Origin of the sequence: Mycobacterium spongiae (genome assembly GCF_018278905.1) — a bacterium.
Lineage (GTDB): Bacteria > Actinomycetota > Actinomycetes > Mycobacteriales > Mycobacteriaceae > Mycobacterium > Mycobacterium spongiae.
This window is the reverse complement of record NZ_CP046600.1, coordinates 4,541,928-4,558,705: the sequence shown is the minus strand read 5'-3', so window position 1 is coordinate 4,558,705 and position 16,778 is coordinate 4,541,928. Positions and strand designations below refer to the sequence as shown.

General features: G+C 64.0%; 11 protein-coding genes and 2 pseudogenes. 6 read left to right on the top strand and 7 right to left on the bottom strand.

All coding sequences use genetic code 11. The features are described from left to right. Positions 1–903 (top strand): phosphate ABC transporter permease PstA, encoded by a 903-nt coding sequence (pstA, locus tag F6B93_RS18540; RefSeq protein ID WP_211696391.1) that lies wholly within the window; start codon positions 1–3, stop codon positions 901–903. 25 nt (positions 904–928) lie between these two features. Here pstA (F6B93_RS18540) and F6B93_RS18535 read toward each other — a convergent pair whose 3' ends face one another. From F6B93_RS18535 to F6B93_RS18515, 5 genes are all read right to left on the bottom strand, one after another. Then, complete coding sequence (locus F6B93_RS18535; protein ID WP_211696390.1) at positions 929–2,950, bottom strand: serine/threonine-protein kinase PknD; 2,022 nt, start codon at positions 2,948–2,950, stop codon at positions 929–931. A gap of 127 nt (positions 2,951–3,077) precedes the next feature. Next, entirely contained in the window at positions 3,078–4,187 is a 1,110-nt protein-coding gene (pstS, locus tag F6B93_RS18530) for a phosphate ABC transporter substrate-binding protein PstS (RefSeq protein WP_211696389.1), read from the bottom strand. A gap of 169 nt (positions 4,188–4,356) precedes the next feature. Beyond that, a complete protein-coding gene (locus F6B93_RS18525) occupies positions 4,357–6,441 on the bottom strand; it encodes a serine/threonine-protein kinase PknD (RefSeq protein WP_211696388.1) in 2,085 nt (694 codons plus the stop codon). Between the two features lie 386 nt (positions 6,442–6,827). Further along, positions 6,828–7,943 carry a phosphate ABC transporter substrate-binding protein PstS gene (gene pstS, locus F6B93_RS18520; protein WP_211696387.1) on the bottom strand — a complete coding sequence of 372 codons (1,116 nt, stop codon included), beginning with the start codon at positions 7,941–7,943 and terminating at the stop codon, positions 6,828–6,830. Further along, positions 7,940–8,446, bottom strand: coding sequence for a Ku protein (locus tag F6B93_RS18515; RefSeq protein ID WP_211696386.1), 507 nt, complete (start codon positions 8,444–8,446; stop codon positions 7,940–7,942). The genes pstS (F6B93_RS18520) and F6B93_RS18515 overlap by 4 nt, the downstream gene beginning before the upstream one ends. Before the next feature lie 144 nt (positions 8,447–8,590). Here F6B93_RS18515 and F6B93_RS18510 point away from each other — a divergent pair, with 144 nt between their 5' ends. Genes F6B93_RS18510 through pstA (F6B93_RS18495) form a run of 4 tightly spaced genes read left to right on the top strand, consistent with a single transcriptional unit; the run spans position 8,591 to position 12,603 of the window. Continuing rightward, the gene (locus F6B93_RS18510) at positions 8,591–9,463 is read left to right on the top strand and encodes an ATP-binding cassette domain-containing protein (RefSeq protein WP_211696385.1); all 873 of its coding nucleotides are present in this window, start codon (positions 8,591–8,593) and stop codon (positions 9,461–9,463) included. Between the two features lie 32 nt (positions 9,464–9,495). After that, the gene (pstS, locus tag F6B93_RS18505; protein WP_211696384.1) at positions 9,496–10,620 is read left to right on the top strand and encodes a phosphate ABC transporter substrate-binding protein PstS; all 1,125 of its coding nucleotides are present in this window, start codon (positions 9,496–9,498) and stop codon (positions 10,618–10,620) included. Positions 10,621–10,679: 59 nt separating this feature from the next. Then, complete coding sequence (gene pstC / locus F6B93_RS18500; protein ID WP_211699594.1) at positions 10,680–11,696, top strand: phosphate ABC transporter permease subunit PstC; 1,017 nt, start codon at positions 10,680–10,682, stop codon at positions 11,694–11,696. Between the two features lies 1 nt (position 11,697). Further along, a complete protein-coding gene (gene pstA, locus F6B93_RS18495) occupies positions 11,698–12,603 on the top strand; it encodes a phosphate ABC transporter permease PstA (protein WP_211696383.1) in 906 nt (301 codons plus the stop codon). Positions 12,604–13,022: 419 nt separating this feature from the next. On the opposite strand, the pseudogene F6B93_RS23845 reads toward pstA (F6B93_RS18495), so the two are convergent. Together F6B93_RS23845 and F6B93_RS18490 are read right to left on the bottom strand one after the other, a co-directional pair. Beyond that, positions 13,023–13,144: pseudogene (locus tag F6B93_RS23845) on the bottom strand (IS110 family transposase); the annotation flags it as partial. A gap of 293 nt (positions 13,145–13,437) precedes the next feature. Beyond that, positions 13,438–13,779: pseudogene (locus F6B93_RS18490) on the bottom strand (PE family protein); the annotation flags it as partial. Positions 13,780–14,724: 945 nt separating this feature from the next. On the opposite strand from F6B93_RS18490, the gene F6B93_RS18485 reads away from it, so the two are divergent. Then, complete coding sequence (locus tag F6B93_RS18485) at positions 14,725–16,326, top strand: PE family protein (protein ID WP_211696381.1); 1,602 nt, start codon at positions 14,725–14,727, stop codon at positions 16,324–16,326. Positions 16,327–16,778 lie beyond the last annotated feature (452 nt).

Below are 16,778 nucleotides of genomic sequence, written 5' to 3'. Positions count from 1 at the left end.
ATGATCTCTGACGCACTCAACCGACCGGTCAAGGCGGCGGTGTTCCGCCCGGTCGGGGTCGGACGACGGATCAAGAACTATGTCGCGACAGTGCTTTTCTTCGCCTCGTTCGCAGTCGCATTGGTACCGCTGATCTGGCTGCTGGGGGTTGTGGTCGAACGAGGCTGGTTCGCCGTCACCCGATCGGGTTGGTGGACCTACTCCCTGCGCGGCGTGCTGCCCGAAGAGTTCGCCGGGGGGGCGTACCACGCGCTCTACGGGACGCTGGTACAGGCCGGAATAGCGGCTCTGCTGGCGGTACCGCTGGGCTTGATGGCGGCGGTGTATCTGGTGGAATACGGCACCGGCCGGATGGCCCGGCTGACGACCTTCATGGTTGATGTGCTCGCCGGCGTGCCCTCGATCGTTGCGGCGTTGTTCATTTTCAGTCTGTGGATCGCCACCTTGGGATTCGAGCAGAGCGCATTTGCCGTGTCGTTGGCATTAGTCCTGCTGATGCTGCCGGTGGTCGTGCGGTCCACCGAGGAGATGCTCAGGTTGGTGCCGGACGAACTGCGCGAAGCCAGCTACGCGCTGGGCGTTCCGAAATGGAAGACGATTGTGCGGATCGTCGTACCGATCGCGACGCCGGGCATCGTGTCCGGAATTTTGCTGTCGATTGCGCGCGTCGTCGGCGAGACCGCTCCGGTGCTGGTGCTCGTCGGGTACAGCCGCTCGATCAACTACGACATCTTCCACGGCAACATGGCATCCTTGCCGCTGCTGATCTACACCGAACTCACCAATCCCGAACGCGCAGGTTTCCTGCGCGTCTGGGGTGCCGCACTGACCCTGATCATCATCGTGGCCGTGATCAACCTGACGGCGGCGGCGATCCGGTTTGTGGCAACCCGCCGGCGCTGACCGGAACCCGGGGGAGAACCGGCGATCAGGGTGTGAGCTTCACGACCCGGTCGTTGCCGCGGTCGGCGACGTAGACAGTCCCGGCCTGGTCCACCGCCACCGCTAGCGGTGTGTTGAGGCCCGTGAGCGGCAGCACCGTCGAGCTGGTCGATCCCGCCACCAGTTTGACCACGCGATTCTCGTTGTGTTCGGTGACATACACGGTGCCGGCCTCATCGACCGCGATACCCCATGGCGCAGTGATTTCGGTGAACGGCAACACGACCTGGTTGTTCGACTCGATCTCAAGCTTGACCACCCTGTTGTTGTCGGTGTCGGTGACATAGACATTGCCGGCTTTGTCCACCGCGACCCCATCCGGATTCTTGAGGCCGTCGAACGCCAGCACGGTCTGAGTCTTGGACCCGGCCGCTAGCTTCACCACTCTGTCATTGCCCCGGTCGGCGACATACACCGCACCCTGGGTATCCACGGCTAGCCCCTCCGGATAATTGAGGCCGTCGAACGGGAGCACGGTCTGCTTGGTCGACCCCGCCGCCAACTTCACCACGCGGTTATTGAAATCGGTGACGTAGACGGTGTCGGCGCCGTCGACCGCCAAACCCTGGGGCTGGTAGAGACCGCTAAAGGGCAAGACCGTCGAAGCGCTGGAGCCGGCAGCCAACTTCACCACCCGGCCGTACATGCCCTCACTGGTGACGAAAACACTGCCGGCGCTGTCCACCGCGACTCCGCTGGGGGAGAGCCGGAAGTTGATCCCCTTAAACGGCAACACGGTCTGCCCGGACGCTTGGTTCGAGGAGGGCCGTAACATCACATAGCCGGCCGCGGCCACAATCGCCACGACCACGACGACGGCCGCGCCGATCATGGCCCATAACTTCCGTTTGTCGCGCGTCAGCGCCGCCGCGCGTCCGGCAGTGGCCGCAGACGCGTCGGGATTCGGGTTGGACGCGGGCATCCCCGCCTGGCTTCCGGAGAGCGAGTGCCCGGTTGGGTTGGGCCGGCTTCCGCTGGGGCTGGCCGCGGGTACTGGTCGGGCCATTGTCTCGGAGTCGCCCGGAGACCATGACCCGGTGCCGGGGGGCTGCGGGTCGCCGCCCGCGCCGGTGCTGCCGGAGCCAGGAGCCATCGAGACCGGATTCGTCGGGTTGGCCAGCAGGGTCGCATTGTCACCTTGGCGCAGAATCGTAGTGGCCTGGTGCTGGTCGGATGCGGTGAGCGCGTCGTGTGCGGCGATAGCCAGATCACCGGCGCTGACGTAACGCTCGTCCGGGTTCTTGGCCATGCCTTTGGCGATCACCTGATCAAGGGCGGGCGGGACTCGTCCGGGTCGTAGCTGGCTGGGCTGCGGGGCAGGCTCCATCAGATGAGCAGCGATCAATCGTTCGACACTGTCAGCCCGATACGGAGGCGCCCCAGTCAAACACTCACCGAGCACGCACGCCAACGCATAGATATCAGCGCGATAGGTGACCTCATTGCCAGTGAACCGCTCCGGGGCCATGTAGTTGTAGGTTCCTACCGCCGTACCTGTCTGGGTCAGCCCCGGGTCGCTGGCAGCGCGGGCGATGCCGAAATCCACCAGATAGGCAAAGTCGTTCCCGGTGACAATGATGTTTGCCGGCTTGACGTCGCGGTGTGTCACCCCATTCGAATGCGCGGCATCCAGCGCCGCAGCGACCTGCCTGACGATGGCCACCGCGCGAGCTGGGGTCAGCGGACCGTACTGCGTCAATAGGGTGCGCAGCGAGACCCCCTCGATCATGCGCATCTCCACGAAGAACTGGCCATCGATCTCGCCGTAGTCGTGGATCGGCACGATGTGTGGTTCGGTCAGCCGCCCTGCAGTGTCGGCTTCGCGCTGCATTCGCGCGCGAAACACCGCATCGTCGGAGTACCGCGGCGAAATCAGTTTCAGGGCCACGACGCGTTGCTTGCGGGTGTCCTCGGCCTCATAGACTTCGCCCATCCCGCCCTGGCCTAGCAGCCGGATTAGCCGATACGGCCCAAATCGCGACCCTGCCTGCGAATCGGCATCGCTCACCGTCGAGTTCCCTTCGTTTGATCGAGGCCCTTATGTGGTCGAGTCTTTCGTTTGCGTGTCGGTCTCCTTGTGTGGTTTTCCCTGTGTGACCAAGAATTCCCTGTGTGACCAAGAATTCCTTGTGTGATTAAGAGATAGCGTTCACCGCAGTTGCCAACTTCGACTGGAAAGACTTGGGCAGCGGGATGGAGCCATACTGGTCAAGGCCCTCTTGGCCCGGACCAATTGCGGCCTGCATAAACGCCTTTACCGCGGTACCGGTCGCGGAATCCGGGTACTTCGAACAGACGATCTCATAGGTCGCCAGCACGATCGGATAGGCGCCGGGCTCGGTGGGGGTATAAAACGACGACGTGTCTAAAACCAGGTCGTTGCCCTTCCCGCTTACCGTCGCTCCGGCAATCGTCTTGCCGACCGACTCTGTCGTGATGGCCACCGGATCCGGACCGGCTGACGTAATGATCTGGACGATGTTCAACCGCTTGCCCACCGCGAACGACCACTCGTTGTAGGTGATGGATCCGTCCGTCGACTGCAGCAAGGCCGAGGTGCCGTTGTTCCCGTTGGCGCCGACACCGACACCCCCGTTGAACGTTTCGCTGACGCCTTTGCCCCACGCCCAGTCGGATGCGACGTCGAGGTAGCGCTGGAAGTTGGCCGATGTACCCGACTTGTCGCTGCGGAAGATGACATTGATGGGTGTTGCAGGGAGGTTGGTGCCCGGGTTGAGCGCCCGGATCGCCGGGTCGTCCCATGCGGTGATGGTGCCGTTGAAGATCTTGGCGGTGGTGAGTCCGTCAAGATTCAGCGTGCCTACGCCCTTGATGTTGTAGGTGACAGCGATGGGGCCGAACACCGTCGGCAAGTTCCACGCCGGGGAGCCGCAGCGCGCCGCGGCTCGGTCCGTCTGTCCGTTCGTGGGATCCAACGGAACGTCGGAACCCGCGAAATCGGTTTCGTTATTGAGAAACTGCGTCGCTCCGGCGCCGGAACCGTTTGCGTTGTAGTCCAACGTGTAACCCGGGCATGACCGGACGTAGGCATAGACGAACTGTTCCATGGCATTTTCTTGCGCGGTTGATCCACTGGCATGCAATTCCTTTTTGCCACCGCAATCCACCGATGACGAACCGGTTGTTTCAGATGATGAGGTGTCGGTGCCGCCGCCGCATGCCGCTAATACCAGGGTGCCGGCGCTCAGCAGGCTCAGTGCCGCGCGAGATCGAGTGAACTTCACACGACGAAATCCTAGCCTGCGCGCAGCGCCCATTGCGTCCGCGCCGACGATCGCGGTAGGGAACGCATAGGGAACGCATAGGGAACCGGTGGGGGAATGTGTAGTGCCTGCCGCCGACGGCGTGTAAATGGCCCGGCGCCAGACCGGTGCCGCTGACGCGCCAGTCAAATCAGCTTTGTGCAAGTTTCAGCACCCTGCCATTGCCGCGGTCGGCGACGTAGACGGTGCCGTCCTTGTCGACGGCAACGGACAGCGGAGTATTGAGGCCGGTGAACGGCAGTTCGGTCGCGGCCAACGCCCCGGGCGCCAACTTGACCACCGAGTTGTTGTCGTGGCCGGTGACGTAGATGTTGCCGTCGTCGTCCACAGTAATGCCCCACGGTGCCGCGAGGCCGGTGATAGGTAGCACGGTCTGACTGTGAGTCCCGGCGTCCAGTTTCAGCACCCTACTGTTGTCGGTATCGGTCACGTAGACGTTGCCGTAGCCGTCCACGGCCACCCCGTCGGGGTGTTTGAGGCCGTTGAACGGCAGCACCGTCTGGCGGGTCGACCCGGCTGCCAACTTCACCACCCGGTTGTTGCCCCGGTCAGCGACATACACGGTGCCCTGGGCATCCACGACGAGACCTTCCGGGTAGTTGAGGCCGCTGAACGGCAGCTCAGCTTGGTTGTTCGAGCCGGCCGGTAACTTCACCACCCGGTTGTTGAAATCGGTGACGTACAACGCGCCGGATGCGTCCACAGCCACGCCCTGGGGTTGGTACAGACCACTGAACGGCTTCACTGTCGGCGTGTTCGACCCTGCTGCCAACGCCACCACCCGGCCGTACATGCTCTGACTGGTGACGTAGAGGGTGCCGCCGCTGTCCACCGCCACCCCGCCCGGGGAGAGGCGGAACTTCAGGCCGGAGAACGGCAGCACGGTTTGTCCCTGCGGCGTCGATGGGTCTTTGGGCTTTGTGACCACGAACGCGGTGACGCCGACCAGCGCGACAACGACGGCCGCGACAGTCCCGGCAATCATCCACCGGTTTCGTTTCTTGCGGGGCTGTACCGCCGGTGCGGGCTGGGATGCGTGGTTGAACGTCGTGGGGGGCGCCGAGACGACGCTGTTCGGGCCAGACGGCAGTCCCGGCTGTCTGAGCCAGCCGCCAGCGCCGGCCTGCGTCAGCTGGAGAGCTGCGTCGGGGTTCGATGACCACTCGCTGGAGCCTGATGGCACCGGTCGAGCCATGGTCTCGTCGCCGGCGGCGGGTTGCATTGGCGGGGTTCCGGTGGTCTGCGGATTCTGGCCGTAGGGACCCGAGCCGGTGTGGTTGGTCCAGCCACCACCAAAGCTCGAATCGACAACGGGGGCCATCAGGGTCGCATTGTCGCCCTGCCGCAGAATGGTGGCTTCCTGGCGCTGCTCCGCGGTGGTGAGCGCCTCGTGGGCGACGATCGCCAGATCGCCGGCACTCAGGTAGCGCTGTGCCGGGTTCTTGGCCATGCCCGTAGCGATCACCTGGTCCAGAGTCGCTGGAATCCTGCCGGGACGGATGGTGCTCGGCCGCGGGACAGGCTCCATCAGATGGGCGGCGACTAACCGTTCGACGCTGTCGGCGCGGTATGGCGGCGCTCCGGTCAAACACTCACCCAGGACACAGGCCAGCGCGTAGATATCCGCTCGGTAGGTGACCTCGTCGCCGGTGAAACGTTCCGGAGCCATGTAATTGTAGGTCCCCACGGCCATCCCGTTTTGGGTCAGCCCCGGATCGGTGACGGCGCGGGCGATGCCGAAATCGACCAGGTAGGCGAAGTCGTTGTCGGCGACCAGGATGTTTTCCGGCTTGACGTCACGGTGGGTGATGCCGCTGGTGTGTGCGGCGTCCAGCGCGGCGGCGATTTGGCGCACGATGGCTACTGCTCGTGCTGGGGAAAGCGGACCGTATTGCGTCAGCATCGTGCGCAGCGAGGCGCCATCGATCAGGCGCATTTCCACGTAGAATTGCCCGTCGATTTCTCCGTAGTCATGAATCGGCACAATATGTGGCTCTGTCAGTCGTCCCGCGGTGTCTGCCTCGCGTTGCATCCGCGCGCGAAACTCTGGGTTGCTTGAACACTGGTCTGAGATCAGCTTCAGTGCCACCATCCGGTGCTTGCGGGTGTCCTCGGCCTCGTAAACTTCTCCCATTCCGCCGCGGCCAATCAGCCCCAGCAATTGATAGGGCCCAAAGCGCGACCCCACCCGCGAACACAGCTCGGTGTCGTTCACTGCCGCCTCCCTTCGCCGCCAACCGATCCCGTGGTCGCAACCGGCCACGAGATGCCGCTGTTGCCGACGCGTGCCGCACCGTTGCGTCGGGAAACACCCGGCAAAAAAACCGTAAATCTTCGGGGAAGCACGTCACAACCTGAAACGCGCCAGTCAAAGGAAACTCAGAACTGTTTGGCGAGCCACCGGGTGCGGTAGCGCGGCGGGTGTGGTCGCTCACCGGCTCTAGCGGCACCGCCAGCAGAATCGATCGGTCGACTAAAGTCGTTGTTGCGCTGCCGCACTCGCGCGGCGTGCGCGGACCGCGCGGCATCGGGTTGTGGCGCCATCCAGCCGACCATCGTGGTTGGAATCCGTGTGGTGGTTGCCTGCCACGCTGCGGGCGGTCAGGCGATAGAGTTCACCACTGGCACCAATTTCGATTGGAACGAGCGCGGCAGTGGGATGTATCCGTAATCGTCCAAACCGATTTGGCCGTCCCCAATCGTGGCCTGCATAAAGGCTCGAACCGCGGCGCCGGTTGGGGCATCCGGGTACTGCGAGCAGACGATCTCATAGGTCACGAGCACGATCGGATAGGCGCCTGGCACGGTTGGCCGGTAGAACGTTGACGTGTCTACCACCAGATTGTTGCCGTCCTCCAAAAACCCGGCTCCAGCGATGGTCTTTCCAACTGAGGCTGCGGTGATCGCCACCGGTTCGGGACTCGCTGACGTGATGATCTGTGCCATGTTCAAGTGACGGCCGACCGCGAAGGACCATTCGTTGTAAGTGATCGAGCCATCGGTCCGCTTCAGGGCCTGCGACGTGCCGTCGTTCCCGTTGGCTCCTTCGCCCACGCCTCCGCGAAACGTTTGACCGGCTCCTCTGGCCCACGCGCCATTCGATGCGCCCTCAAGGTATTTCTGGAAATTGTCGGTGGTCCCGGACTGGTCGCTGCGGAAGACCACGTGGATGGGAGTCGGGGGCAGGTCGCTACCGGCGTTGAGTGCCTTGATCGCTGGGTCGTCCCATTTGGTGATGGCGCCGTTGAAGATTCGAGCTGCTGTGGGTCCGTCCAAAGACAGCGAACTCACACCGCTGATGTTGAAGGTGATTGCGATCGGGCCGAATACCACCGGCAGATCCCATGCCGGCGACCCGCAGCGCCGTGCCGCTCGGTCTGGCTCGCCCTTCGCCGGGTTCATCGGTGAATCGGAGCCGGCCAGATCGGTCCTGCCGGCGAGGAACAACTTCATCCCTGCCCCCGAACCGTTTGCGCTGTAGTCCAGCGTATGCCCCGGGCATGCATGGATGTAGGCGTAGACGAATTGCTCTATCGCGTGCGTTTGCGCGGTCGAGCCGGCGGCCAGGATCTTCTTTTTGCCGCCGCAGTCCACGGGCACCGAAGGATTGCTTGATTCGACCGACGACGCGTTGTCGGATTGGCCGCCGCACGCCGTCAAGAGCAGTGCGCAGACGAGCAACAGGCTCAGCGCAGCACCAGCTCGAGTGAACTTCACGAGACTCCTCGACAGACTCTGGGTCGCCACCGCGAGCCTACGTGACTGCGAGCTGCGGTTCTTGCGACCTGGCGGCCTATTTCGCCTCGGGCCGGGTCGGAGACGTCTTCGGTATCGCCCAGCTCGGCTGGTTTCTCTCCCGGGGTAAACGCCGCTCCACCTTCAAGTTTGGCGTCGATCAGCCCCTCCGGCTGCTCCGGCGACATCCCGGTAGCGGACGGTGACGTCATTGGCCTGACCCCTATCAGGTCGCGCTCGCCGAAGTCCTTGACGCGCAACGCCCCCAGCCGGGTCGTACTAGGCAGCGTGACATGCGCGATCGCCATCCGGTCGGACCCAGCTAGCGTCGTGACTAACAGCCTCAACGACGTGGACGACTTCGAATCCGACTCCACGCAGCTGCGGTCAAACATCATTGGGTCAAGATCGCCAGCCGGGACGAACCCCAGTGCCTCGATCTCGTGACTGGGCTCGCCGGGCAACGTCGCCACGGTGAACTTCACCGAACCACCTCCTACCTTGCATGCTGCGACAATTGGGCCAGCGGCGACGAGCCCGGGCAGGGAACGCATAGAGAATGCATAGGGAATAGAACGCATAGGAAATGCATAGGGAATAGGTGGGGGAATCTGTAGTAGCCTGCGCCGATGGAGTGTGAACGGCTCGGCGCCGAAACCGAAGCCGTCGATACTGACCGCGTAACTCCAGCCATGACGGCCGTGAACCTCACCCTCGGTTTCGGATCCAAAACCGTCCTCGACCGGGTAAGCATGAACTTTCCCGCTCGTGCGGTCACGTCTTTGATGGGACCGACCGGTTCGGGCAAGACGACATTCTTGCGCACCCTGAATCGGATGAACGACAAAGTCTTCGGTTACCGATATAGCGGCGACGTGCTGCTGGGTGGACTCAGTATCTTCGAACATCGCGACCTCATGGAGTTTCGCCGTCGGGTCGGCATGCTGTTCCAGCGGCCCAATCCATTCCCGATGTCCATCAAGGACAATGTGGTTGCCGGCGTGCGCGCGCACAAATTGGTGCCACGCAAAGAATTCAACGATGTTGTCGAGGCTCGACTCAGCGTGGTCGGCCTGTGGGATGCGGTCAAGGATCGCCTCGGCGATTCGCCATTCCGGCTCTCCGGTGGTCAGCAGCAGTTGTTGTGCCTAGCCCGCACGCTTGCGGTGAATCCAGAGGTATTGCTGCTCGACGAACCGACCTCGGCGCTGGACCCGACGACCACGGAAAAGATCGAGGAGCTGATCCGGTCGCTCGCCGACCGCCTCTCGGTGATCATCGTGACCCACAATCTTGCCCAGGCCGCGCGCATCAGTGACCGCGCAGCCCTGTTCTTCGACGGCAGGCTGGTGGAAGAGGGCGCCACCGACCAACTGTTCTCGGCTCCCCAGCATCCGGAAACCGCCCGTTACGTCTCCGGGCTGTCTGGTGACCGCAGCGGCCCCCCTGTCCCCGACGGGGCCGCGGCCCTCGACGGTGCACCCGAAACGGAAAGAAAGTAGAGAACGGTAAAGAAAGGTAGATGAGGTAAGCAATGACGATTCGTCTGCGTTCGCTGTTGTCCGTATCGGCCATTGTGCCGCTAATCCTTGCCGCAGCGGCCTGTGGTTCGAACTCAGAAGACAGTTCATCTGAATCTGGTCCGGCCGCAGGCACTGTCGCGACTACCCCCGCGACGTCGAAAGTGACGTTGTCGCAGACCGGTAGCACGCTGCTCTACCCCTTGTTCAATCGGTGGGCTCCGGCATTTCGCCAAAAGTATCCGAACGTCACGATCACCACCGAGAGCACCGGTTCAGGCACTGGGATTGCGCAGGCGGCCGCTGGGACGGTCAACATCGGGGCCTCCGACGCGTACCTGTCCGAAGGCGACATGGCCGCGCACAAGGGGTTGATGAACATCGCGCTGGCCATCTCGGCTCAGCAAGTCAACTACAACCTGCCCGGTGTGACCGAACACCTCAAGTTGAACGGAAAAGTCTTGGCGGCCATGTACCAGGGCACCATCACGACCTGGAACGATCCGCAAATCGCTGACCTCAACCCCGGGGTTGATCTGCCCGATACCACGGTGGTCCCGCTGCACCGTTCCGACGGGTCTGGCGACACTTTCCTGTTCACGCAGTACCTGTCCAAGCAAGATCCGGACGGTTGGGGTAAGTCGCCGGGCTTCGGCACCACCGTCGACTTCCCTGCCGTGCCTGGTGCGCTGGGCGAGAACGGCAATGGCGGCATGGTAACCGGCTGTGCCGATACGCCGGGTTGTGTGGCATACATCGGCATCAGCTTCCTCGACCAGGCCAGCAAACGAGGACTTGGTGAGGCTCAACTGGCAAACAGCTCGGGCAATTTCCTGCTGCCCGACGCGCAGAGCATTAAGGCCGCGGCCGAAGGTTTTGCTTCGAAAACGCCTGCAAACCAGGCGATCTCGATGATCAACGGGCCCGCCCCGGACGGCTACCCGATCATCAACTACGAGTACGCGATCGTCAACGACCGTCAGAAAGATGCCGCCACCGCACAGACGATGCAGGCATTTCTGCATTGGGCGATCACCGACGGCAATGACCCGTCATTCCTCGATCACGTTCACTTTCAACCGCTGCCGGAGTCAGTGGTGAAGTTGTCGGAGGCACTGATCGCGACGATTTCCGGCTAAATTCGTTGACTTCCGCGACAGAGCAGCCGGTGTCGGCTGGCCGGGCCGCGCCTCGCAGCATGCTGGCGCGTGCTCGGGAAGCCAACCGCGAGGGCCGCGTTATCCGTTGGCTCGGCGCGTTGGGCGCGGTGATCCCGCTGCTCGCGCTCGTTTTCGTGCTGGCGACGCTGATCATTGAGGCGCTACCCGCGATCAGGGTCAACGGTTGGCACTTCTTCTACGCGACCGAATGGAACCCGGGCAACACCTACGGCGCTACTGTTGTCACCGACGGTGTCGCCCATCCGGTCGGTGCCTACTACGGGGCGTTGCCACTGATCGTTGGGACGCTCGCCACCTCGGCAATCGCTCTGATCATTGCGGTGCCGGTGTCTGTGGGCGCGGCGCTGGCGATCGTTGAACGGTTGCCCAAACGGTTGGCGGCTGCCGTGGGGATCATGCTCGAATTGCTCGCCGGGATCCCCAGCGTCGTGGTCGGCCTGTGGGGGGCGATGACCTTCGGGCCGTTTATTGCTCATCACATAGCGCCGGTGATCGCCCGCAACGCGCCGGATGTCCCGGTGCTGAACTACTTTCGGGGGGACACCGGCAACGGGGAAGGACTGTTGGTTTCTGGTCTGGTGTTGGCCGTGATGGTCATTCCCATTGTCGCCGCCACCACTCGTGATCTCTTCCGGCAGGTGCCGTTGCTGCCTCGCGAGGGCGCGATCGCGTTAGGCATGTCGAGGTGGGAGTGCGCTCGCCGGGTCACCGTGCCGTGGGTGTCCAGCGGCATCATCGGTGCCGTGGTTCTGGGCTTGGGACGGGCGCTTGGGGAGACGATGGCAGTCGCTATGGTGTCCGGCGCGGTGTTGGGTACGATGCCCGCGAACATCTACTCGACGATGACCACTATCGCCGCCACCGTGGTGTCACAGCTGGATTCGGCGATGACGGATTCCACCAACTTCGCGGTGAAGACGTTGGCCGAAGCGGGCCTGGTGCTGATGGTGATCACCTTGCTGACGAATATCGCTGCTCGCGGAATGGTTCGGCGGGTGTCGCGCACCGGGCTGCCGGTGGGACGCGGGATCTGACATGAGTGAATCAGCTGGCTCGGGAACCACGCAGACGCCGACGATGGCTTCGCGACGGCGGTCGGTCACGCTGCGGCGCAGGATCGTCAACACGCTGTGGTGGGCGGCATGCTTCTGCTGCCTGGTGGTGGTTGTGGCCCCGACGTTGTGGATGCTGATCGGTGTCATCGGTCGCGCACTGCCGGTCTTCGAGTGGAGTGTGCTGGTGCGTGACACGCGGGGCAACGGTGGCGGCTTGCGCAACGCCATCGTGGGGACCGTGGTCCTGGGTATTGGGGTGACGCTGGTCGGTGGCACGGTGAGTGTGTTGACCGGAATCTACTTGTCCGAGTTCGCCACCGGCAAGACGCGGTCGATTCTGCGGGGCGCCTACGAGGTGCTGTCCGGAATTCCGTCCATCGTGCTCGGTTATGTCGGCTACCTGGCCCTTGTGGTGTATTTCGACTGGGGATTTTCCTTGGCAGCCGGGGTTGTGGTGCTGTCGGTGATGAGCATCCCGTACATCGCCAAGGCAACCGAGTCCGCGTTGGCCCAGGTGCCCACGTCATACCGGGAGGGGGCGGAGGCACTCGGGTTACCGTCCGGTTGGGCGCTGCGCAAGATCGTCTTGAAGACCGCGATGCCGGGGATCGTTACCGGGATGTTGGTCGCGCTGGCTTTGGCGGTCGGTGAGACGGCGCCGCTGTTGTATACGGCGGGATGGTCGAATTCACTGCCCACCGGACAACTCACCGACGCGCCGGTCGGCTACCTGACCTACCCGATTTGGACCTTCTATAACCAGCCGTCGAAGGCGGCTCAGGACCTGTCGTACGAGGCGGCGTTCTTGCTGATCGTGTTCCTGCTGCTGTTGATTGCCCTCGGCCGGCTGATCAACTGGTTGTCGCGGAGGCGATGGGCAGTTTGATCAACCCGGGTTGGGACTTTGGCCCTTCCTGTTCTCCTCGATCATCACCAAGCTCACCGTGACTGAGAATCCAAGGCTCGTGCAGTCGCCCAAGGCGATTGGTCCACCGTGGACTAGGTGTACTCGTGGGTCGACGGTCTTCATACCAATGTCCGGTTCGAGCAGGACACGCGGTGCCGTCTGATGATGATCGGCGTGCGCGCCGACGGCGCAGGGAGCTCGTCGCGCCAGCTGTGCGCAGGGGGTTTCCGCAGGCGCGCGAGCAGCGCCGCTGGTTCCACAAGATATCGAATGTTCCTGCCGTGCTGCCGAAGTCGGCGCACCTCAGCGCGAAGAAGGCACTCGCGCAGGTTGGTAACGTCGAGGACAAACGCCACGCTCCGCGGGCGGTGAAGACATCTCGTGACATCAGAAAGTCCGGCTAGATCGAGCGGATGCGGACATGCGCGGGTGTCGTCGTAACCGGTGCCGGTGTGAGGCAGTGGTGGAGTTGTCCGAGGAACGTGTTGAACAGGTGTCGTTGGGCTTGGTAATCCCAGTCCGACGCTCTCGCCGGGCTTGGTCGACCCTCAAAGAGCTGGTGGCGTTGATGGGCCAGGCCCCACGATTGACCTATGGGCATTGGATTGCGATCGCAACAACATGGGATGGGAAACCGAAGTCGGTGAAGACAAGTCGAGTCGTCTCACCCGAATGAGGATCGCACTATGACGAATCGAACGGATCACTGCTTTCGCTGGGTCCTGCTCGTCGAGAGGTCGGGCTGAACGAAGAACCCGCATCCGGCGGATGCTTACGCGAGCTTCGCGTTGTTGGGGCGCCCGCTGATCGGTGACGGCTGGGCACGTTGATCGCGCCCAATACGTCTTGTTGCACGGCAGCCGAGGGCGATGCGTTGGCTGCCTCGGCCGTGGCATACGTGCTGCCGGCACGGGCGTGGGCCTGCACAAACTGGGCGTGAAACCCCGCCACTTGCGTGCTGAGCGCCCGATAGGTCCGGGCGTGGGCGGAAAACAGCGCCGCTACCGCCGCCGACACCTCATCGGCACCCGCGGCCAACACCCCCATCGTCGGCACCGCCGCGGCGACATTGGCCGCATTCAGCGTCGAGCCGATGCCCGCCAAATCTGTTGCCGCGGCCGCTACCACCTCGGGGACCGCCACAACATACGACATCGCTAGCCTCCCAACAGTCTGGTCACCGTCGACACACCACGGGCAACGTCAACGCGCTAGCCGTACCGCCGGCGGCACATCATTTCCAACAGCCGCCCCGACTACACCCGCTCACCCAGCGCCCGGACAACTGGTGTGGAACCTACAAACGCGCGTCCGACCCCTGCGCAAGTACCTTGGCTACAGGGACGAACTGCCCAGCAGGACCAGTCCTACAGTGCACAGCGCACACACGCCCCGAGGACGGCAACCGGCAGTTGCCATAAGGGATTTGGAGTTGTCGGTGAATAGGAGCACAAGTTGAGCCGTGTCAAAGCCCTGACGACCCACAGTCCGCGAAAGGTACCCAGAGGCACGCCACGGAAAGGCGAGTCCTGTGCCTGAGGAAGTTGGACCACCCGAAAATGCGCACCACGGTACGAGTTGTTATGGGAACTTGAGCAATCGGTGGTCTCGGTAGATTCCGATCGCGTCAGCGCCGATCTGTTGAAAACGATTCTCGCAGCGATCGATGCCGAATTCGATGAAGCTCTCGCCGCCGCCGACGCACGGGATTTGACAAAGGTGTCCTCGCTGCAGTCTACCCGCAGAGCGCGGAGCAAGTCTGGTCGGTCTTTTTTGACAATGTGCGTCGCGAACGATGCGGGTTGGCCATTGGCGAGGCAAGGACAGCGCTCCCCTACCGCCGGCCGACGTTCCGTCGATCGTGCGTCGAGTGTCGGCTGAAGAGCAGGGGCCGTCGCGATCCAGCTACGGTGGCTCGCCGATGAACGATCAGACGGTCCACCGGTGTTGACCCCAGCCTGGAGACCGCCGGCACCAGCTTGAGCTCCCAGATATCGGCCAGAATGTCGGAAGAATTTCGGAAAAATCTTCATTCCGAAACGGCGCCACATTATCGTGTTTTCGTAGACGATTCGAGGTAGCTACACAAGGGGAAGAACGGTGTCTTATGTGCTGGCAATACCGGATGTACTGGCCGGTGCGACAACCCATTTGGACAGCATTGGCTCGGCACTGAGCGCAGCCAACGGGGTAGCGGCGTCCCAGACCACACAGGTGGCGGCAGCCGGTGCCGATGAGGTGTCGGCGGCCGTGGCGACTGTTTTCTCGGAGTACGCGCAGTCTTATCAGGCCCTGAGCGCGCAGGCGACGGCCTTTCACGCCCAGTTCGTGGACACCCTATCCAACGCCGGCGCCGCGTACCAGGCCGCTGAGACGGCCAACGCCTCCCTGCTGCAGCATGCGCTGAATCTGGCCAACGCACATACCGAGGCCGTGTTGGGGCGCCCGTTGGTGGGTAACGGTGCCGACGGGGAAGCCGGGACCGGCCAGGCCGGCGGTGACGGCGGGCTGTTGTACGGAAACGGCGGCAACGGCGGTTCCGGCGGCCCAGGCCAGGCCGGTGGCAACGGCGGAAACGCCGGTCTTATCGGCAACGGCGGGTTCGGCGGTATCGGCGGGGATGGCGCCGGTCAGGCCGGCGGCAACGGCGGGAACGGCGGTTCCGGCGGCTGGTTGCTCGGCGCCGGCGGGTTCGGCGGCGCCGGCGGCGCCGGCGGGACGAGCGGCACCATTGGCTTGGCCGGCGGGGCTGGCGGCAACGGCGGCAGCGGCGGACTGATCGGCAACGGCGGGAACGCCGGGGATGGCGGGGACGGCGGGAACGGCTTCGACACCATCGGAGACGGCGGAGCCGGCGGGGCTGGCGGGGCCGGCGGACGCTTGTACGGAGACGGCGGAGCCGGAGGGGCCGGCGGCGACGCCGCGACACTTGGCTTCACCGGCGGCGATGGCGGGGCCGGCGGAGCCGGCGGGGCGGGCGGGCTGATCGGCAACGGGGGTAACGGCGCGATCGGCGGAAACCCTGGCGCGGGGAGCGGCGGTGTCGGCGGCAACGGCGGCACCGGCGGGTTGTTGATTGGCCACGGCGGCAATGGCGCTGCCGGCACATTCGCCGATGGTGGCGCCGGTGGTCACGGCGGGTGGCTATACGGCAACGGCGGTAGTGGTGGCAACGGCAACCCGACAGGGCTTCCCAATCAATCGGGTGGAGACGGCGGGGCCGGCGGCAATGGCGGTCTGATCGGCAATGGCGGCGCCGGCGGGAACGGCGCGAACAGTCGAGACGGCGGTGCTGGCGGTCACGCAGGGCTAATCGGCGACGGCGGTGCTGCCGGATCCGGCGGACTGCAAGGCGACGGCGGGGTCGGTGGGGCGGGCGGTCTGTTGTACGGCAACGGCGGCAATGGTGGCAACGGCGGGGCGGGGAACTCGCCTTCACCCGCCGGCGACGGCGGGGCCGGCGGGACAGGCGGATGGCTGTATGGCAACGGCGGTGCCGGCGGCAATGGCGGCAGCGCGTTCGTCCCGGCCATCCCCGCACCTGGCGGTAGTGGCGGGAGCGGCGGCAATGCCGCCACACTGTTCGGTGACGGCGGGGCCGGTGGGGCCGGCGGAACCGGCGGCACCGGCGCTCCCGACGGTTCCGGCGGTGACGGCGGCGCCGGCGGTCTAGTATGGGGCAGCCCCGGGGCTGATGGGTAACCGCGCAGCGGTCTGAGCATAGAGCAGCACAACTGCAGGCGACTCCGATAGATTCTGCTCGGTAGGGCACTGTCGTCCAGCCTGAACACCCGCGGTGCAGCCCGCGAACTGCTCACCCTCGCTCAACGACAGGTCGCCACCTAATAGAACCTTCAGCTAGCAGCCGGTTCTCCTGGGGGCACGCATCCGCGACGTGCCGCGTCAATGTACTGTCTGGTGCTTGCGGCTCCCGCACAGATCGCCCACGGTAGCGGGAATTCTGCAAGCGTTCAGCTTGTGCGCCGCTCGGCGTGCTAATCCACGACAAAGCACTCCGCAGAGCGAAATCCGAAGCACCCGATGCTGATCCGCCTGATAGCTAGACGACCGGCGACGGCCGTGAACGTACTTGGGCGAACGACGATGCGAGTCGGGAACAACTACAGCGGTGCGCGGTGGGCATTCCGCGCGAC